This window comes from Sinorhizobium sp. Y406 (assembly GCF_058732025.1).
Genome location: NZ_CM178975.1, coordinates 917,017 through 934,925 on the forward strand (window position 1 = coordinate 917,017; position 17,909 = coordinate 934,925).

Annotated in this window: 17 protein-coding genes; 8 read left to right on the plus strand and 9 right to left on the minus strand. The window is 62.3% G+C overall.

Translation table 11 applies throughout. From position 1 onward, the window contains the following. Window positions 1–36: 36 nt before the first annotated feature. The 9 genes from AC4P1R_RS21180 to AC4P1R_RS21220 form a co-directional block, all read right to left on the minus strand. Entirely contained in the window at window positions 37–1,110 is a 1,074-nt protein-coding gene (locus AC4P1R_RS21180; protein WP_151612133.1) for an ABC transporter ATP-binding protein, read from the minus strand. A gap of 5 nt (window positions 1,111–1,115) precedes the next feature. Next, entirely contained in the window at window positions 1,116–1,973 is an 858-nt protein-coding gene (locus AC4P1R_RS21185; protein ID WP_492178675.1) for a carbohydrate ABC transporter permease, read from the minus strand. A 7-nt stretch (window positions 1,974–1,980) separates the two neighbouring features. Continuing rightward, window positions 1,981–2,892, minus strand: a complete 912-nt coding sequence (locus AC4P1R_RS21190; RefSeq protein ID WP_492178677.1) for a carbohydrate ABC transporter permease — start codon at window positions 2,890–2,892, stop codon at window positions 1,981–1,983. 105 nt (window positions 2,893–2,997) lie between these two features. Next, window positions 2,998–4,257, minus strand: coding sequence for an ABC transporter substrate-binding protein (locus tag AC4P1R_RS21195; protein ID WP_492178678.1), 1,260 nt, complete (start codon window positions 4,255–4,257; stop codon window positions 2,998–3,000). A 327-nt stretch (window positions 4,258–4,584) separates the two neighbouring features. Beyond that, complete coding sequence (locus tag AC4P1R_RS21200; protein ID WP_492178679.1) at window positions 4,585–5,376, minus strand: ATP-binding cassette domain-containing protein; 792 nt, start codon at window positions 5,374–5,376, stop codon at window positions 4,585–4,587. After that, window positions 5,369–7,624 carry an ABC transporter permease gene (locus tag AC4P1R_RS21205; protein WP_492178680.1) on the minus strand — a complete coding sequence of 752 codons (2,256 nt, stop codon included), beginning with the start codon at window positions 7,622–7,624 and terminating at the stop codon, window positions 5,369–5,371. The genes AC4P1R_RS21200 and AC4P1R_RS21205 overlap by 8 nt, the downstream gene beginning before the upstream one ends. An 84-nt stretch (window positions 7,625–7,708) precedes the next feature. Further along, window positions 7,709–8,791 (minus strand): substrate-binding domain-containing protein, encoded by a 1,083-nt coding sequence (locus AC4P1R_RS21210; RefSeq protein WP_492178682.1) that lies wholly within the window; start codon window positions 8,789–8,791, stop codon window positions 7,709–7,711. Between the two features lie 117 nt (window positions 8,792–8,908). Further along, window positions 8,909–10,549 (minus strand): chaperonin GroEL, encoded by a 1,641-nt coding sequence (groL, locus tag AC4P1R_RS21215; RefSeq protein ID WP_492178684.1) that lies wholly within the window; start codon window positions 10,547–10,549, stop codon window positions 8,909–8,911. A gap of 51 nt (window positions 10,550–10,600) precedes the next feature. Continuing rightward, window positions 10,601–11,206 (minus strand): SCO family protein, encoded by a 606-nt coding sequence (locus AC4P1R_RS21220; protein WP_492178685.1) that lies wholly within the window; start codon window positions 11,204–11,206, stop codon window positions 10,601–10,603. Between the two features lie 206 nt (window positions 11,207–11,412). On the opposite strand from AC4P1R_RS21220, the gene AC4P1R_RS21225 reads away from it, so the two are divergent. The 8 genes from AC4P1R_RS21225 (at window position 11,413) to AC4P1R_RS21260 (ending at window position 17,894) form a co-directional block, all read left to right on the plus strand. Further along, window positions 11,413–12,162 (plus strand): carboxypeptidase regulatory-like domain-containing protein, encoded by a 750-nt coding sequence (locus tag AC4P1R_RS21225; protein ID WP_492178686.1) that lies wholly within the window; start codon window positions 11,413–11,415, stop codon window positions 12,160–12,162. A 99-nt stretch (window positions 12,163–12,261) separates the two neighbouring features. Then, complete coding sequence (locus tag AC4P1R_RS21230) at window positions 12,262–13,398, plus strand: metallophosphoesterase family protein (protein ID WP_151612150.1); 1,137 nt, start codon at window positions 12,262–12,264, stop codon at window positions 13,396–13,398. A 129-nt stretch (window positions 13,399–13,527) separates the two neighbouring features. Beyond that, window positions 13,528–13,998 (plus strand): c-type cytochrome, encoded by a 471-nt coding sequence (locus AC4P1R_RS21235; protein WP_492178687.1) that lies wholly within the window; start codon window positions 13,528–13,530, stop codon window positions 13,996–13,998. Between the two features lie 92 nt (window positions 13,999–14,090). Then, a complete protein-coding gene (locus AC4P1R_RS21240) occupies window positions 14,091–15,536 on the plus strand; it encodes a cbb3-type cytochrome c oxidase subunit I (RefSeq protein WP_492178689.1) in 1,446 nt (481 codons plus the stop codon). Then, the gene (locus AC4P1R_RS21245; protein WP_492178691.1) at window positions 15,533–17,185 is read left to right on the plus strand and encodes a cbb3-type cytochrome c oxidase subunit II; all 1,653 of its coding nucleotides are present in this window, start codon (window positions 15,533–15,535) and stop codon (window positions 17,183–17,185) included. Before AC4P1R_RS21240 ends, AC4P1R_RS21245 begins: the two co-directional genes overlap by 4 nt. Window positions 17,186–17,188: 3 nt before the next feature. Beyond that, a complete protein-coding gene (locus tag AC4P1R_RS21250; protein ID WP_151612157.1) occupies window positions 17,189–17,383 on the plus strand; it encodes a hypothetical protein in 195 nt (64 codons plus the stop codon). After that, window positions 17,337–17,543, plus strand: coding sequence for a hypothetical protein (locus tag AC4P1R_RS21255; protein ID WP_492178692.1), 207 nt, complete (start codon window positions 17,337–17,339; stop codon window positions 17,541–17,543). The genes AC4P1R_RS21250 and AC4P1R_RS21255 overlap by 47 nt, the downstream gene beginning before the upstream one ends. 228 nt (window positions 17,544–17,771) lie before the next feature. Continuing rightward, window positions 17,772–17,894 carry a hypothetical protein gene (locus tag AC4P1R_RS21260; protein WP_269808419.1) on the plus strand — a complete coding sequence of 41 codons (123 nt, stop codon included), beginning with the start codon at window positions 17,772–17,774 and terminating at the stop codon, window positions 17,892–17,894. The last annotated feature ends 15 nt before the right edge of the window (window positions 17,895–17,909 follow it).

Consider the following 17,909-nt stretch of genomic DNA (forward strand, 5'->3'; position numbering starts at 1 on the left):
ACAGCCGCCGCGCGAAACCAATTCGCATCCGACACCTTAGCGATCTGGCTGAAAGTCCACACGCCGCTCCGTCTCCGCATCGAACAGGAACATACGATCCGCGGCGATCTTGACGCCGACGGGCTGGTCGATCTGACCGGGGAAATTCTTGTCGGCGCGCAGGGTGATGAGCTCGCCGCCAAGCTGCAGACTGACCAGCGTGTTCTCGCCGGTGAGTTCCACCGAATAGATCGGCGCGACGAGATTGGCGTCCGGGGCCCCGGCGCTCGTCACCTGGATGTCTTCGGGACGCACGCCCAGCACCGCACGATGGAGATCGATGCGGCCGGCCCCTCCAACCTTCAAGCCGGCGCTCGCGAAAACACCGCCCCTCATCTCCCCGGGGATGAGGTTCATCGCCGGCGACCCGATGAAGCCGGCGACAAACAGCGTTCGCGGATTGCTATAGATATCCCTCGGCGTCCCAAGCTGTTCGATGACGCCCCTGTTCATGACCGCGACGCGGTGGGCAAGCGTCATCGCCTCAATCTGGTCGTGCGTCACATAGATCGTCGTCACCTGCAATTCGTGCTGAAGGTGCTTCAGTTCCGCGCGCATCTGCGTGCGCAGCTTTGCGTCGAGGTTGGAGAGTGGCTCGTCCATCAGGAAGACGCGCGGCGTGCGCACGATGGCGCGAGCGAGCGCCACACGCTGGCGTTGGCCGCCGGAGAGTTCCTTGGGCAGGCGTTTCAGCATGGTATCAAGCTCGACGCGGCGCGCCACTTCGGCAATGCGGCGCTTGTACATGTCGGGTGGCACTTTGCGAATCTTCAATGGATAGCCGATATTGTCCTCGACCGTCAGGTGCGGGTAGAGCGCATAGGACTGAAAGACCATTGCGACGTCGCGGTACTTCGGCAGCACGTCGTTGATGCGGTCGGAGTCGATGTAGATGTCGCCCGATGTCGGCTCTTCGAGACCAGCCACCATCCGCATCGTCGTCGTCTTGCCGCAGCCGGACGGCCCGAGCAGAACGAGGAACTCCTTGTCCTTGATTTCAAGGTTGAAATTGGCGACGGCGACAAAGTCGCCGAATTTCTTGGTCACGTTCTCGAACCTGACGGAGGCCATCAGTCTCAACCCTTGACGGCGCCGAGGGAAAGACCCCGGACGAGATGTTTCTGGACGATGAAGGCGAAAATGACGATCGGCACGCAGGCCATGAAACCGGCGGCGCTGATCTCGCCCCAGTAGGTCGTGTATTGCGTCACACGTCCGGCAATGCCGATCGGCAGCGTCTGCGACTGCTCGGTGAGCGTGATGACCAGTGCCAGCAGGAATTCGTTCCAGGAGATGATCAGGCAGAAGATGGCGGTTGCCGCGAGGCCGGGCCGCGCGAGCGGCAGGGCCACGTGCAGGAACGCGCCCCAGCGCGTATCGCCGTCGACGATCGCCGCCTCTTCGAGCTCGACCGGAAGGTCCTGGAAATAGCTCTTCATCATCCAGGTCGCAAAGGGCAGGTTGAAGGCCGTATAGGCGATGATCAGCGCCGCCTTCGTGTTGAGCATGTCGAAGTAGTTGAAGAAAAGGTAGAGCGGAATGATGCTGACGATCGGCGGCATCATGCGCGTCGACAGGATCCAGAAGGAGACATGTTTGCGCCATTGCCAAGGATAGGTGAACCGCGCCAGCGCGTAGCCCGCCATAGTGCCGAAGACCACGGCGATTGCGGTCGTCCCCACCGCGACGAGGAAGCTGTTCAGCGCATAGCGCAGGAACGGGCGCTCGATGAAGGCCTGTTCGTAATGCTTCAGCGTCGGGTTGCGCGGCACCCATTCGGGCGGCACGGCGAAGATGTCGATGTCGAATTTGAACGAGTTCGCGGCGATCCAATAGACGGGGAAAAGCGTGAGGATCAGCGCGACGAGAATCGTCCCATGGGCCGCAAGGCGAAGCAGCGTCTCACGAGTGCGGCTGCGCGTCTTGAACCTCATCGCCATCTCACTCCACCAATCGCATGCGTTTCATGAACCAGGTGCTGAGGACGATCGTCACGAACAGCACGAAGAGCGATATCGCCGCCGCATAGCCGGGATCGGCGAAACGGTAGGCGACCTGATAGATGTAGAGGCTCAGCACCTTGGTACGGTCCGCCGGGCCGCCCCCCGTAAGGATGAATACAAGGTCGAACAGCCGCAGCGCATCCATGACCCGCAGCAGCAGCGCAATGGCGATGACCGGCTTCAGGAAGGGAATGGTAAGGTCCCAGAACTGCCGCCAGGACGAGGCGCCGTCGAGCTCGGCGGCCTCGTAGGGCTCGATCGGAAGGCTCGCGAGCCCGGCCAGCATCAGAAGGAAGATGAAGGGAGTCCACTGCCAGACATCGGCGACTATGATCGAGAACATCGCCAGATCGACATCGCCGGCCCAGGCCTGGGTCGGAAGGCCGAGGCGAAACATGATCTCGTTCAGCACGCCGAATTGCGGCTCGTAGATCAGCTTCCAGGTGATCGCCACCGCGATCGGCGGCAGCATCATTGGAACCATCAGCACCGTCTTCAGGAAGGTCAGCCTGCGGATATATTTGTCCAGGAGCAGGGCGAGGCCGAGACCGAACAGGAACTCGACCGAGACCGCAACGACCGTGAAGATCGCCGTGTTGCGCAATGCCACCTGGAACTGGCCGTCGGAAAGAAGACGGGTGAAGTTGGCGGCACCGACGAACTGCCAGGGCAGATCGGGATTCGGGCTGATCCGGTGGACAGCCGCATAGAACATGTAGAGGCTTGGAAAGATCGTCAGCGCCAAAAGGATGACGACCGCCGGCGCAAGCATCAGATAGCGCAGGCGGCGTTCCGCCCAATGCTCAAATCCACCTCCGATTTCGAGCGACGCGGCAGAGGTGCCTTTCATCCGCATGGATCCTCCGACGGAGCCTTTCACCGGAGGCCGCGCTGGGGAACTCCAGCGTGGCCGCGGCAAGCGGGGCATGATGCCCCGCTTGCCGCGAGGCACCGGCTATTTCAGCCCGGTGATCTGTTCGACCGCGGCTTGCGAGTTTTTCAGCGCCTCTTCCGGCGTGATCGTGCCTGCGACAGCCTTGGAGAGCTCGATCCCGAAGGCGTTCTCGATTTCCGGCCACTTCGGGTGGCGCGGCCGTGGCGTCGAGGCTTCGATCGCTTCCATCAGCACGGGATAGTGGCGGAACTTCTCCTGCTTGGCCAGTTCCGGATCGGTGAAGACCGATCGCCTGACCGGCGGGTTGCCGCGCTCGGCAGAGATCTTGATCTGCTCGGGCGAGGTCGCCCACATCATGAAGTCGAAGGCTTCCTGCTTGTTCTTTGCGGCCGACATGATGCCCATCGTCCAATGACCGATTTCCGAACTGCCCGGCTTGGTGCCGTCCGGTATCGGGCTGTAGGAAATCTTGCCCACCATTCTCGACTGACTTGGATCCTCGAAGGTCGCTACCCAGTTCGGCCAGTTGATCGAAGATGCGGCCGTCCCCGCGGCCATCGCCGTGCCCACTTCATTGGCATTGTAACTTTCGACGCCCTTCGGCGAGACGTCGCGCAACGCCATGAACATCTTCATGGCCTCGGCCCCTTCCGGCGTATCGATCGTCACCTTGGTACGGCCCTGGTCGAACATATCGGCACCATAGGACCAGAAGATCGGCATGAAGTCCGCAACCACGGGATTGCCCTGGCCACCGCGGAAGACATAGCCGAAATAGCGACCGCCTCCCTGCTCTGTCAGCGCCTTGGCTGCCTTCAGCACATCGTCCCAGCTCTCCGGGGCCTCGACGCCAACCTCCTTGAACTTGGCGGCGTCATAGAAGAACATCTGGGCGTTGCCGACGTAGGGAAGGCAGACATAGGGACCCTCATCATAGGGGTTGCGGCAGATGGCCCGCGATTTCGACAGGAAATCGTCGTCCGGCCCTTCGACACCGGCGTTCTTGAAGTAGGTGGTCAAATCCTCGAGATGCCCGTTCTCGGCGAAGAACGGGATCCACGGATCATCCATCAGAATGATGTCGAACACGCCGGACCGCGTCGCGCCGGCATTGGCGCCCTGTTCGAAGACATTGGCGTAGGGGGCCTGCACGATCTCCACCTTGGTGCCCTTCAGCTTGGCGTAGTCGGCAGCGGCAGCTCTCAAGCCGTCGCCTTCACTGCCCGAGGGTACGAGAATCGTGATATCGGCCCAGGCCGACGCGTTGACCGCCAGCACTGCTGTGGCGACGGCCAGCGCAAGAGACACTTTGCGCAACATGATGTACCTCCCAATCCGAGCCCACCGCGGAACCACTTCTCCCGGTGGTCCCGCGCGATCCGGCCTGGCGGAGATGCTACAGTAACGCAACGAGCGTGAGACCCGACCTCGAGGCGAGGTCGGAGATCACGAGGGGCTTCTCCACAAGCCGACGTTGCTCTTCACCAAATCTAGCACATCACGCCATATTTAGAGAACGCTGTATTCGTAGTTACTTAGTAGATGCGACCCGCTACCCCATGACGGATGGTTTTCGATAGCCGTGCGGGAAGGCGTTCTTGAGGACGCGCAAAGGGCGCTGTCATGAGAGCATTGCCTCGGCAGCGTTCATTGCGGCCGACGCACTGTCGCCTCGTCAGCGCTGAGCGCCGTCTCACGGGTACCGGAAACGATGATCTCGAGCACCTGATGCTCGTCGGTATTCCGGATATAGCGATCGCCCACAAATTCGCCGCGCTTCAGCACCATGACGCGATCCCCGACGGCGAAGATGTCGACGAGACGATGGGAAATGATGATCTGGGCGACGCCCTGCCTTTTCAACTCGAGCATGGTCTCGAGCAGCCGCTCCGTCGCCATTGCCGAAAGATTTGCGGTCGGCTCGTCGAGGATGACGACGCGGGGCTCGAAGGAAATGGCGCGGGCGATCGCAACCGATTGCTGACGCCCACCCGAGAGGCTTTCGACCTTCTGGTAGACCGAATTGACGTCAACCTTCAGCCGCTTCAGCACGCGGTCCGCTTCGGAATACATCTTCCTTCGATCGACGAAGGGCCCCTTCAGCGGCCAGCGGCCGAGAAATATGTTCTGGCCGACATCCATGTTGCCGCAGAGAGCGAAGTCCTGGTAGATCATCTCGATGCCGGCATCGCGACTCTCGTGCGGGCTTTTGAAGTGAACGGCCTTGCCTGCCACCCGTATCTCGCCGGCATCGCGCTGATAGGCGCCGGTAAGGATTTTCATGAGCGTCGACTTGCCGGCCGAGTTGTCGCCGACAAGACCGAGGATCTCGCCGGGATAGAGGACGAGGTCGACATCGCGCAACGCCTGCACGGCCCCGAAGGCCTTGTCGATGCCACGCATCTCGACGATCGGTTGGGATAATGCCGTGTCAGCCATGGACGCTTCCCCCGATACGCGCGCCGCTTGCGACCCTGGTCCGCAACCGCCCGAAGACATTGGCCTGGCGCACCCATATGTCGATCAGCACGGCGATGATGAGAATGCCGCCGATAAAGACGTTGATCCAGTGCTGCGGCATGCTGAAGCCCTGGACGTTGAGCTGCAGCAGCGCCCGGATCAACGTGATCACCGCAGCGCCCGCGAGCGAACCGATCATGGTGCCGAAACCGCCGAAGATAGAGCCGCCGCCGATGATCACCGACGCGATGGCGTCGAGTTCGCGGAACTGGCCGGCGACCGGGTTGAAACTGCGGAAATAGGCGATGTTGATCAGACCGGCCATGGTTGCGCAGAGCGCCGCAAACATCAGCGAAAGGAAGCGGACGCGATTGGTGTTGATGCCGGCGTAGGCGGCGGCGCGCAGATTGCCCCCCGTGGCGCAGATCTTAAGCCCAAGCGGCGTGTAGGCCAGCACGACGCCGGCAATGACCGCGACGAAAAACATCCAGATGGTCTGGATGCTGACGACCTGGGCGACCGCGCGCAGGATGCCGGGCGGCAGCACCAGGCCGAAATAGAGGAGCACGTCGTTTACCTTGCGGCCGATGAGATTGTAGGCCTCGGTCCAGCCGGTCAGCTGCTGACCGGCGACGAACCAGGCGGCCAGGCCGCGCGCCATGTAAAACATGCCGAGCGTGGCGATGAAGGAAGGAAGCCTGAAGCCGACCGTAACGGTCGCGTTGACGAGCCCGGCCGCCATGCCGGCGAGGAGCCCCATTGCGATCGCCGTCATCGGATCGGCGCCGAGCACCTTCAGGAAATAAGCCGCGGTGCTGCCGGCGAGCGCCAGCACAGCACCGACCGAGAGATCGATATCGCCGGCGGCGATCACGTAGGTGAGCCCGATGGTGATCAGCGCCAGTTCCGAATAGTTGAGCAGGATTGCAAACGTGTTGGAGAGATTCCACCAATAGTCCGGCCTGAGCGCCAGGCCGGCCAGCCACAGGACAAGCGTGAGCATGATCGCGAGCGCGTCGCGGCGGGCGAAAAACTTGCCGAAGCCCCTCGCCGACAACACCATTTCGCTCGCCGTCGCACCCCTGGTCTGGGCGCCGGCAAGGGCAATCCCCCCGACCTCCCGGGCTGCGGGCGGTCGGCGCCCCGTGAGCCACGCCCAGAAGCGGGCCGCAGCCTGGCGGCGGATGAGATAGGGTTCGATCAGGACGGCGATGATGAGCAGCAGGCCGAGAAAGACGAGAACCGCTCCCGCCGGCAGCGTATAGCGGGCACCGACCTCGATGCTCTCGCCGTCGATGACCACGGTTCGCGTGATCGGCCATCCCTGGCGCAACACCTTGTCGATCAGAACGACGACCGCCGCGCCCAGGCACGAGCCGATCACCCGGCCGCGGCCACCGAGGATCGACGCGCCGCCGATGATGACCGACGCGATGACGGTCAATTCCCAGCTGACCCCGTAGAGGGGTGTCGCGCCCTTGTCCTGGGCGGCCGCCATCAGCGCGGCAAGGGTTGCCGCGAGCGATGAGATCAGATAGGCGCGCACGCGCACCCAGTTCGTGGGAATGCCCGCATAGACAGCCGCCTGCTCGTTGCCACCGGTTGCGAAGGTCTCATAGCCCCAGCGGGTCTTGGCGAGAACAAGCGCCCCGAGGGTGCCGGCCACGGCGAAAGCGGCGATCTGGTTGTTGAAACCGAGGGTATTCGTTTCGCCCAGATGAAAGAAGAACGGGTAATCTTTGGCTTTGCCGGAATAGTAGATCGCCTGCCCATGCGTCAGCGCGAGCACGAAGCCACGCCCTATGAAGAGCATCGTCAGCGTCGCGATGAAGGCCGGCACTTTCAGGAGCGTGACGAGCACGCCGTTGACGAGGCCGATCGCGGCCCCGAGAAGGACACAGAGAAGGACGGTCCCGACAACCCCGAGATCCAGCACATTCGACGCGAAGAGGCGCGCGAAGACGACCGCGATCAGCCCGTAGGTGGAGCCCACCGAAAGATCGAGGTCCTTATTGGCGATCACAAAGGTCATCCCAACGGCGATGATGCCAACACGGGACGTATCGCGCAGAAGTGCGTGCAGGGCCTCCGTCGAGCCGAAGAAGCCGGGATTGACGATTACGCCGGCGAGATAGAGCAGAAAGAGGAAGACGATAAGGCCCGCCTCCCAGCCGCCTGCGATTTGAGACGGGGCGCGGCCGAGTGATATTGTCTTGCTCGGGGTCATTTGGACGTCATCCCGGTTGCTCTTCGCACGACGGGTAAGCCCATCCCCCTCCGGTCGGCAGGCCAGAGGGGGTGGGCTTCGCGCTCAGTTTTCGAATCGCTTGCCGATCTTCTCCACGTTCTCCTTGGTCACGAGCTGCGCGCGCGTATCGAGGTTCGCAGCGGAGATGCCGCGGTCGATCTGCAGGTAAAGTTGCATGACGGGCCAGAACCCCTGCAGGAAAGGCTGCTGTCCGAGCGAGCCCGTCAGGTTGCCTGCGACGATGCCTTCCTGCTGTGCCGGGCCAAGATCGAAGCCAAAGGCGCAAAAGTTGTTCGTCCAGCCCATCTGCTCGACCGCCTTGACGAGCGGCGGTGTGAAGACGTTGTTAGCCGTGAAGGCGCCGACCACGTCACCGCGCGACTCGAACAGCGAGACGAGCGCATTGACCGGATCGTTCGGGTTCGTATCGATGCCGACATTCTCCGGACCGGCGTCGACCTTGAAGGCCTCGAGCTTGCCGGCATCCTTCAGGGTCTTGACGATCGCGTTGAAGGCGGCCGTCACGCGGTTGTTCACCTCGATATTGCCCATCGCCGTCGACGACGGCAGCAGGATAGAGCCGCTGGTCTTGCCGCTGTCGAGCACGCATTTCGCCAGCGCTTCGCCGCCGATCGCGGCGGCCGAGGCATCCTGACCGGTATGGCTGATGTTGCTGCGATTGAGCAGCGTGTCATCGTAGGAGTTGGTCGTCGCAACCGGAATGCCGGCGGCTTCCGCCGCCTTGACGATGTCGTTATAGGCGCCGACCTGCGGCGTCGTCATGATGATGCCGTCGATCTTGGGGTCGCGAACGATCTGGTTCAGGATCTCGATCTCGCGTGCCGGGTCGTCCACCGGCGATTCCGAGCCGAGCAGCAAAATCTCGGCGCCGATCATGTTACCGGCCACCTTGGCGCCGACATAGACCGGGTCGAAGAAGCCGTTGCCGGCTGTGTGGGTGACGATCGCGAAGGTCAGATGACCGTCGGCAGAATGGAAGTCCTTCGTTTCGGGGGCCTCCTTGGCCGCCTCCTCGAAATCATAACCGCCGACCGCCCTTTCGACGCTGCCGGATTGTGCGAATGCGTATGTGAAGCCAAGTGATATGGCCGCGGCCGACACCGCGGAGAGCAAAATTCGCCTCATGATCGGTTCCTCCTCCTGCCAGGGCGAGCCATTCGGGCTTTTGTCGAGAGAAGCGCCGAAGGTTTCCTCCCATTCGTTTGATTTCTTGAGCGACTCCGGTGTCTCCGGGATCGTCGTCTAAAACTCGATGTCGAGGTTATCCTCATGGTCATGGTGGCCCGGAAGTTCCGGCGGCGGAGGGCCCGGCACTTCGGCCACCATTGCCTCCGTCATGATCATCAACCCGGCAACGGACGCGGCACCCTGAAGTGCCGTGCGCACCACCTTCACCGGATCGATTACGCCCGCGGCCACCAGATCGCGGAACGTTCCGGTCTGCGCGTCATAGCCGGCGCCGTAATCATCCGATTGCAGGATCCTGGCGGCGATCAGCGAGCCGTCTTCACCGGCATTGGCCGCGATGTACTTCGCCGGCCACGCGATCGCTTCCCTCACGATACCGATCCCCGCCTGCTGGTCGGCATTGTCGACCTTGAGTGTCCTCAGCGCCTCGCTCGCTCGCAAGAGGGCGACGCCGCCGCCCGGCAGGAGTCCCTCCTCCACGGCTGCGCGGGTGGCGTGCACGGCGTTGCGGACGCGGTCCTTCTTCTCTCGCAGCTCCGACTCGGTCGCGCCACCAACCCGGACGACGGCGATCCCGGACGAGAGCCTCGCCAGCCGCTCCTCGAGCTTATCGCGGTCGAAATCGTCGGTGGTGCGCTCGATCTGCGCCTTGACGACAGCGACGCGCGTCGCGATTTCCGCCCGCGAACCGCCGCCCTCGGCGATCGTCGTATTCTCCTTGTCGATCTTGATCTTTCCCGCCCGACCAAGGCCTTCGAGCGGCATGGTCTCGAGCTTGAGGCCGAGATCCTCCGAAACCACCGTCCCCCCGGTCACAAGCGCGATGTCCTGCAGGATGGCCTTGCGCAGTTCGCCAAATGCCGGCGCCTTAACGGCCGCGATTTTGAGGCCGCCGCGAATCCGATTGATGATCAGCGTGGCCCTGACCTCGGGTTCGACGTCCTCGGCGATGATGAGCAGAGGCTTGTCGGCCTGCATCACCTTTTCCAAAAGCGGCAGTATCTCGCTGAGGCTTGCAAGCTTGCGATCGCAGACGAGGACGAAAGCATCCTCCATCTCCACCTGCATCTTGCGCCTATCGGTGACGAAATGGGGAGAAATGTAGCTGCGGTCGAACTGGATGCCAGTCGTCACTTCGCACTCGGTCTCCAGCGAGCGGCCTTCCTCGACCATGATAACGCCGTCCGTGCCGACCTTCGCCATCGCATCGGCGATGATGCGGCCGATCTCCCGGTCTCCGTTGGCCGAGATCGTGGCAACCTGCTCGATCTCGGCATTCGAGGTAACGGGCCTTGCATTCCGGCGCAACTCGGCCAGAACGGCCTCGACGGCGCGATCGATGCCGCGCTTGATGTCCATCGGGTTCATGCCGGCGGCAACCGCCCGCACGCCGCCTCGCAAGATCGAATCGGCAAGCACGACCGCCGTCGTCGTTCCGTCCCCGGCCAGGTAGGAGGTCTTGATCGCGACTTGGCGCAAGAGCTGAACGCCCATCTCCTCGAACCTGTCTTCCAGATCGACCTCCCGCGCGACCGTTACGCCGTCCTTGGTGATCTTGGTGCCAAAGGAACGGTTGATCGCGACGTTCCGGCCGCGCGGCCCAAGGGTGACGCCGACGGCGTGCGCGAGGGTGTCGACACCATTGAGCATGCTGTCGCGCGCGCCGAAGGCGAGCTTGATGTTCTTTGCGGTCATATTGTCCTCCCTTGCCTGCGCCATGGCGCAAACCGTAGCGGCCGGCGTCCCCTATTTGGTCTGCGCCATCAGGGGCCGCAGCGTACTCGCTATCTCATCGGCTGAGGCGTTCGCCTCCATCCCGCGCACGAACACGCCCTGTGGGTCCATGATGTAGATGTACGTGCTGTGATCGACGACGTGATCGCCATCCGATCCGGAGTCATGCCGCTCGCTAAAGACGCCATATGCGCGCGATACGGCGGCGATCTGCCGCTCGCTACCGCTTAAGCCCACGATCCGCGGATCGATCGCGCCGGTATATTGCCCCATCACGTCGGGTGTATCGCGGACGGGATCGACGGTGATGAACACCAGCTGGACGCTTCTCGCCGCGCGGCCGAGCCTGTCGAGCGCTATCGCCATTTCGCTGAGCGTGGTCGGACAGATGTACGGACAATTGGTATAGCCGAAGAAGACCAGCATCCACTTCCCGCGGAAGTCGGCGTCGGTGACGGCCTTTCCATCGCGCGCGACCAGACTGAACGGCCCGCCGACCGTCACCGGAGGCGCTGCAGAGGCAGGCGGGCTCGCAACAAGCGGCGCCGCCGCCATGAAGTCGAAGAGGATCGCCCAATGGAAGACCGATGCTCGACGACGGTCGTTCAGTCCCTCCATCCCGCGCCTCCTTCCGGCGAAGCAGACATCGCCGTTGCGCCGTCAAGGCCAATGGCTGCGTCGCGAGGCTGGCGGGTTGGACCGAAACCGGAATTACAAGAGAGTCAATGAGATTACCGCGATCGAGCGTTCCCGCCGGCCTACCAGCACGCCAGCCCAACCGAATTCGCATTTTCGGCTTGATATTAGAATCATTCTGAACAAGAATGCAACTTTCCTTTGAGGAGGGAGGCTTTGCTGTGGGAAGGCGCCGCTTCTTATTGGAGTTTCTCGTTGCCGCAACCGTGACGATCGCATCCCCGGCCCTTGCTTACGACGTGAGTGCCGTGAGCGGAGGAGGGTCGATCGAGGGCACGATCGTCTATCGCGGCAACGTTCCGATGAAAACGATCATCCCGACCAAGGACGTCGAGGTTTGCGGCCAACCGCGCGAGGATCCGCTGATCCGCGTCGATGCGAACCAGGCGGTTGAAAGCGCGGTTGTCTACCTCGTCGATGTGGCATCCGGCAAGGATTGGCCGGAGCCCGGCAAGACACCCGAACTCGACAACGAGAAATGCCGTTTCGTGCCCGAGGTTCAGGTGATCGCGCCAGGGCCGCTTGACGTCATCAATTCCGACCCGGTGCTGCACAATACGCATGGCTATTACGGCAGGCGCACGGCCTTTAACCTAGCCTTGCCGAACCAGGGCCAGCGCATCCCCACCGAGCTACCCCGTCCAGGCACCGTCCGCATCGATTGCGACGCCCACGGCTGGATGGAGGGCTGGATCTACGTCGCGGACAATCCATACTACGCCGTGACCGGCCCCGACGGAAAATTCTCGATAACGGACATTCCCCCCGGCGAGTACAAGCTCGTCGCGGTACAGCCATTCACCGGGCCGACGGAAATGTCCGTCAGCGTTGAGGGTGGAAAGGCCACAACGCTCGATATCGAGCTGAAGAAGCAATAGTACCCGAGTAAAGAAGAACAATAAAAGTTACGACGTGGCCCGCGCCATGTCTGCCTCTGTGGGGCCGAGCCCTTCTTTCGGCCGAGAGGAGGAAACGTCATGTCTGACGAACTTGATCGCATTCGTCGCGAAATGCATTCCGTATTGCAGCCCGAAGGGGTTCGCCCCGACGATACGCTGAAAATCACCCGCCGCACCTTCATCCACGGATCGCTGATCTTCGGCGCGGCCACTGTCGGCCAGACCTTCGCGTGGTGGCCGCTGCTCAACACGCTCGACATCGCGCATGCCGCCGAGGCGCCGTTCAAATTCGCCTGGATTTCAGACACCCATCTCTATCCGAGATCGCTGAACACCCGCTTCGTCGACAAGGTCGTGCGTGCGGCGCAGGAGGTCCAGGCAATGGATCCGCCGGCGGATTTCCTGATCTTCGGCGGCGATCTCGCCCAGCTTGGGAAGATCGAGGAACTCGAGCTCGGCGTCGACCTGCTGAAAGACATCACGGTCCCGAAACATTATATCCCCGGCGAGCACGACTGGTATCTCGACATGGGCAAGAAATGGGGCGAGCTGTTCGGGCAGCCCAACTGGACCTTCGACCACAAGGGCGTGCGCTTCATCGGCCTCGACACCGTCAGCCGCGCACCGGACTACTGGACGGCAAAGAACATGACCCCGGAGGAGCGCATGGGCCATATGGCCACGCTCGACGGTACGGTCGCCGGGCCCTGGGCCGGTGTCGGCCGCGACCAGCTCGATTGGATGGAAAAGACGCTGGCCGACTGGGACAAGGACCGGCCCGTGATTATCTTCAGTCACAATCCGCTCTACGAATATTATCCGCCGTGGAATTTCTGGGTGCGCGACTGGCGCCAGGTGCATGAGGTGTTGAGACCGTACACCAAGGTCACCAACATTCACGGGCATGTGCATCAGGTGCTCTACAACGAGATCGGAACGTTGCGGTCGATCGGCATGCTGGCGACCTCATGGCCGTGGCCCTATGCGCCGGAAGGCGTGCCCAAACTGACCAAGCCGATGATCCGTGTAGACCCCGGCGATCCCTTCGACGGCGTCGGCTGGAGCAAAATCGACGTGGCGGCGACCGACGAGGTGAACACGGAATATGTGATGTGGGGCCGCAAGGAAGTCTTCGTCCAGTCCGCCGCGGACTACGACAAACATGTTTCGGAGGTTATCCGGCCGAGGATCGCCGACAATATGTGGCCGTACTAGGGCGCGCCGCATTTCAGGGCGGGGAGAGCAGGAAGCTGCGCCCCCGCCCTGTCCCATGGGAATCGATCGCGCTCGTGATTTTGGAGCGATCTGATCCAAAATCATCGCGATCTCAGCGGAGGAATGGTCATGACAACCCGCTCGAAGTTCCGCTTGTCACTGCGGCGTTTCGCCTTGCTTGGGGGGATCGCCATTGCCGCCATTGTCGCAGGGCCGAGCAGCGCCCACAAGGATCCGGTAAGGCCGGAGCAGTTAAAGGCCTACGAGGCCGTCTTCATGGAACAGGTGAGGAAGGGAGATCTTCTCTTCCATGGCGACCAGGCGATGGCCGAGCAGTTGGGCGTTGCGGAAGACCTTTCGAAGACCGGCATGGCCTGCGCGATGTGTCATCCGATGGCATCGGATACGCATCCGCAATCCTTCCCGAAATTCCAGGCGCAGATGGCCGAGTTCGCCACGCTGCGCGACATGATCAACTGGTGCATCGAGAAACCGAACCAGGGCGTGAAGATCGATCCGGAATCGGAGGCAATGAAGGCGCTCGAAGCCTACATCACCTGGTCCAACACCGGCTCAGTGCTGCAACCAGGCAAATTCTGAAACCCGCCCCGCGGGCCTGATCGACTTGCGGGGGGCATGGGCGAGATGGCCGGCATCGGCAGCCCGGCCGGCATGATGAGGGGAGGGATGTCTTGGCGGAGACGGGCACCGTGTTGCGTGGCAGGTTCGCCGGCGTCGACCTGGACGCTCTGGTCGAATGGTCGGCCGTGCGCACCTGGCTCTACTGGGGCATGTTCTGGCTGATGGTGACGCCCTCCGTAGGCGTCGCGATCTCGGGCCTCTTCACCTTCCCGGACTATCTCGGCACCGGCAATATCGAACTGACCTTCGGCCGTCTGCGCCCGGTGCATGTCAATGGCGTCATCTTCGGCGCCTTCTCGGCGTTGTTCATCGGCGAATGCTACTATCTCGTGCCGCGTCTCTGCGGCGTGCGAGTGCCTTGGCCGCAATTGGGCGTACCGTTGGCCTGGCTCTGGAATCTCGCGCTCGCGGCCGCGCTCGTCTCTCTCGCCTTTGGCGAGAATCATGGCCTGGAAGCAGGGGAGCTGCCGCTCTTCGCCGAAATCCCGATCTTCGCCGTCGTGGCGATCGCCACCCTGCAATTCTTGACCGCCATCGCCCGGCGGTTGGAGCCGCCGCTTTACGTCGCGCTCTGGTATCTGATCGGCGCCTTCATCTGGACGACGATGAACCTCGTTCTCGGCAGTTTCATCCTGCCCTACACGATCGCCGGAATCAACAGCGCGGCCTTTCACGGCCTTTACATCCACTACATCGTCGGCCTGTGGCTGACGCCGGCCGGCTATGTGCTCATCTATTACTTCCTTCCGATCAGCGCCGGCAATCCGCTCTTTTCGCACAAGCTTTCGCTGGTCGGCTTCTGGTCTCTGGCACTCTTCTATCCGTTCGTCGGCATCCATCATTATCTCTTCAGCCCGATCGCCGACTGGGCCGAGACGATCGCCATCGTCACCTCGATGCTGCTGATCATTCCCGTGTGGACGGTGCTCGTGAACTTCTTCGGCACCATGATGGGCAAGTGGCACGAATTCGGCCGCAACCTGCCCGCCAAGTTCCTGATCATGGGCTCGATCATGTATCTCATCGGCTGCTTCCAGGGCTCCACGGAGGCGCTGCGCAGCATCCAGCAGCCGACGCATTTTACCGATTTCGTCATCTCGCATTCGCACCTGACCGTCTTCGGAACCTTCGTCGTCTGGGCGATGGGCGGCCTGATCTATGTCTGGCCGCGTGTCTGGGGCCGTGAGCTCTGGTCTTTCCGCATGGGCAATTGGTCGTTCTGGCTGATCACCGTCGGCATCTCAACCATGGGGCTGGTACTGACCGCCGGCGGCCTGCAGCAGGGCTTCCAATGGATGAGCGGTGTCGAATGGCTGGATACGGTTGTGCCGATGAAGCCCTATTGGTTCGTGCGCACGCTTTCCGGCATTAGCATGGATATCGGCATGTCGCTGCTGGTCATCAACCTGATGCTGACGGCGCTCCGTGAGCCCGTCACCGAGAGACGAACCGCCTTGCGGCCGGGTGCCGAGCCTGCCGGGGAGCCTGCCGAATGACCGCGCGGTTCGTGGCCCTGGTGGCGGGCATTGGCTTCTTCTTCCTCGCCGTGATCACGCAAGGCGTCCTGCCCTTCTTCGAGCCGTCGGCACGAACGACGCGAGTGACCTCGGTCGTGAGGACCAATCTCGGGCAACTCAAATGGATGGTCGCCGAGGCGACCGATTACACGCCCTTGCAAAAGGAGGGCCGTGCGGTCTACCTGCGCGAGGGCTGTTGGTATTGCCACTCGCAATATGTCCGCCCGGTCACCGGCGAGACACGCCGCTGGGGGCCGGTGACCGAGGCCGGCGAATATGCCTTTGACGTGCCGCACCTCTTCGGCACGCGACGCATCGGGCCGGACCTGATGCGGGTCGGCTTGAAATATGGCGACGAGTGGCACCTGGCGCATTTCTGGGATCCGCGGATGGTGGTGCCGGACTCGATCATGGCCCCCTATCGCGACCTATTCGACCGATCGGCGAACGGCGTGCGGATCGTCGATGACGGAGCGGGCGGCCGCACCCTGGAGAGGACGCCGGCGACCGAAGCCCTGTTCGACTTCGACAGCGAGACTTCGATCTCCTTGACACCGAACGCCGATGGCCTGCTCTTCGTGCCCCTCGAAGCGCGCGACAAGAAATTGGTTGTCCTGACCCCCGGCGAAGAGTTCGGCGGCGACGTCGTCAACATCGCGGCCGAGACGCAAGAGCTTCATGCCCTCATCGCCTATCTCCAGAAACTCGGCACGCGGCGCGGCAAATGGCGGGATCTGTTCGAGCCGCAGCAACTTGAGACGATCGACGTGACGCTGCCGCGGTCCGACGAGTGGATCGGCTATGGCAAGACGGTCTACGAGCGGCGCTGTCTCGGCTGCCACGGCGCCAGGGGCGACGGCAACGGGCCGGCCGCGACATTCCTCTACAAGCAGCGGCCGCGCGATTTCACCGCCGCCGTCTTCAAGTTCAGGCTGACCAGGGAGCCGCTGCCGACCGATGGCGATCTCCTGCGCACGATAACGCGCGGCGTCCGCGGCACGGCGATGCCGGCCTGGCACGAATTGCCGATCAACGACCGCCTCGCCGTCATCCAGTACATCAAATATGAACTCGCCGTCGACCGTTCCGATCCGTCCGCGCCCTACGCCTTCTTCATCGAGGAACCGCCCGGCCCGCCGCTCATCATCGGCAAGCCGCCGCAGCCTTCTCAGCAATTGCTTGCTCGTGGCGCGGAGATCTGGCAGGCTGCGAAATGCTGGGAATGCCATGGCCAGCGCGGCAAAGGCGATGGCGAGAAGGCACCGGGCCTCAAGGATGATCTCGGTTTTCCGATGGTGCCGGCCGACCTCACCAGCGGCCAGTTCAAGTCAGGCGCAACGGTCGAGGACATCTACCGGACGATCTCGACCGGCTTGAGCGGTACGCCGATGCCATCCTACCGGAACGCTTTCCCGGACGAGGACCGCTGGGCGCTTTCCTACTACATTCTTTCGCTTTCCGCCTACAAGGATCCGCTCACGCTCGAACCGTTGAATATCAACGAGGCCGACCGCAAGGCCCTCGATGACCTGACTTTGCAGGCCCACACGCCGGACAAGGCCTATGAGCCCGGAAGCGGCGCGGAAGTCGGCGCCGCGGGCGCGCGCCAGATCGCCCAGGGAGACTGAACGATGCCCGATTTCGAAATCACCGGCCCCTATGTCGGCGCTTTGATGATGAGCCTCGGCGCCCTCTGCCTCTTCATCTGGGGCGTGTTCTCCGGCGCCCTGCGCAACACCGAGGAGGCCTCACGGCAATTCTACGAAAGGGAAATGGAAAATGACAGACGTCCAGCCCGGCAATCCAGAGAGCGCAAAGTCTCCTGACGAAACCGGTCACGATATGGAGGAATACGGCGGCGGAGCCATCGAAGGGCGGCACGGCTATATCCCCCTATGGTTGCTCGTCGTCTATTTCGTGCTCTTCGCCTGGGCACTCTACTACTCCTATCAGTATTGGGGCGGAGTGGGTCCCGGGCGCATCTAGCAGGTTCCGCAAAAGTGTCCCACGGTTTTGCGATCAGAACCTGCAGCAAACAAAGGCATCCAAGCAGACATTCGTGGATTTTCCCGTGAACGCCTGCTCAGCAGGAGGAACGAAATTGTTGCCAGCCAGGATCATCCTCGCCGTCGCGGTGCTGAACCTGCTCTTTCTGTTTTCCGAACTGTCGCTCAACGTCTATCTGAGCTACTTCGGCTGACGGGAGGGCGTTCCATGCTTCCGGAAACGGCTTTTTCATTGAGCGATGCCGGCACGCTCCAGACCATTGCCTTTGTCGGTGGAGCGATCTTCCATATCGGCTTCTTCGTCTGGGTGGCCTATCTCGTCTGGAAATAGGAGCGGGAGCGGGGC

Bases quoted from the DNA above. Each gene is read 5' to 3' on its own strand.
- AC4P1R_RS21180 (WP_151612133.1), bottom strand. From the start codon at position 1,110: ATGGCCTCCGTCAGGTTCGAGAACGTGACCAAGAAATTCGGCGACTTT.
- AC4P1R_RS21185 (WP_492178675.1), bottom strand. From the start codon at position 1,973: ATGAGGTTCAAGACGCGCAGCCGCACTCGTGAGACGCTGCTTCGCCTT.
- AC4P1R_RS21190 (WP_492178677.1), bottom strand. From the start codon at position 2,892: ATGAAAGGCACCTCTGCCGCGTCGCTCGAAATCGGAGGTGGATTTGAG.
- AC4P1R_RS21195 (WP_492178678.1), bottom strand. From the start codon at position 4,257: ATGTTGCGCAAAGTGTCTCTTGCGCTGGCCGTCGCCACAGCAGTGCTG.
- AC4P1R_RS21200 (WP_492178679.1), bottom strand. From the start codon at position 5,376: ATGGCTGACACGGCATTATCCCAACCGATCGTCGAGATGCGTGGCATC.
- AC4P1R_RS21205 (WP_492178680.1), bottom strand. From the start codon at position 7,624: ATGACCCCGAGCAAGACAATATCACTCGGCCGCGCCCCGTCTCAAATC.
- AC4P1R_RS21210 (WP_492178682.1), bottom strand. From the start codon at position 8,791: ATGAGGCGAATTTTGCTCTCCGCGGTGTCGGCCGCGGCCATATCACTT.
- groL (WP_492178684.1), bottom strand. From the start codon at position 10,549: ATGACCGCAAAGAACATCAAGCTCGCCTTCGGCGCGCGCGACAGCATG.
- AC4P1R_RS21220 (WP_492178685.1), bottom strand. From the start codon at position 11,206: ATGGAGGGACTGAACGACCGTCGTCGAGCATCGGTCTTCCATTGGGCG.
- AC4P1R_RS21225 (WP_492178686.1), top strand. From the start codon at position 11,413: ATGCAACTTTCCTTTGAGGAGGGAGGCTTTGCTGTGGGAAGGCGCCGC.
- AC4P1R_RS21230 (WP_151612150.1), top strand. From the start codon at position 12,262: ATGTCTGACGAACTTGATCGCATTCGTCGCGAAATGCATTCCGTATTG.
- AC4P1R_RS21235 (WP_492178687.1), top strand. From the start codon at position 13,528: ATGACAACCCGCTCGAAGTTCCGCTTGTCACTGCGGCGTTTCGCCTTG.
- AC4P1R_RS21245 (WP_492178691.1), top strand. From the start codon at position 15,533: ATGACCGCGCGGTTCGTGGCCCTGGTGGCGGGCATTGGCTTCTTCTTC.
- AC4P1R_RS21250 (WP_151612157.1), top strand. From the start codon at position 17,189: ATGCCCGATTTCGAAATCACCGGCCCCTATGTCGGCGCTTTGATGATG.
- AC4P1R_RS21255 (WP_492178692.1), top strand. From the start codon at position 17,337: ATGACAGACGTCCAGCCCGGCAATCCAGAGAGCGCAAAGTCTCCTGAC.
- AC4P1R_RS21260 (WP_269808419.1), top strand. From the start codon at position 17,772: ATGCTTCCGGAAACGGCTTTTTCATTGAGCGATGCCGGCACGCTCCAG.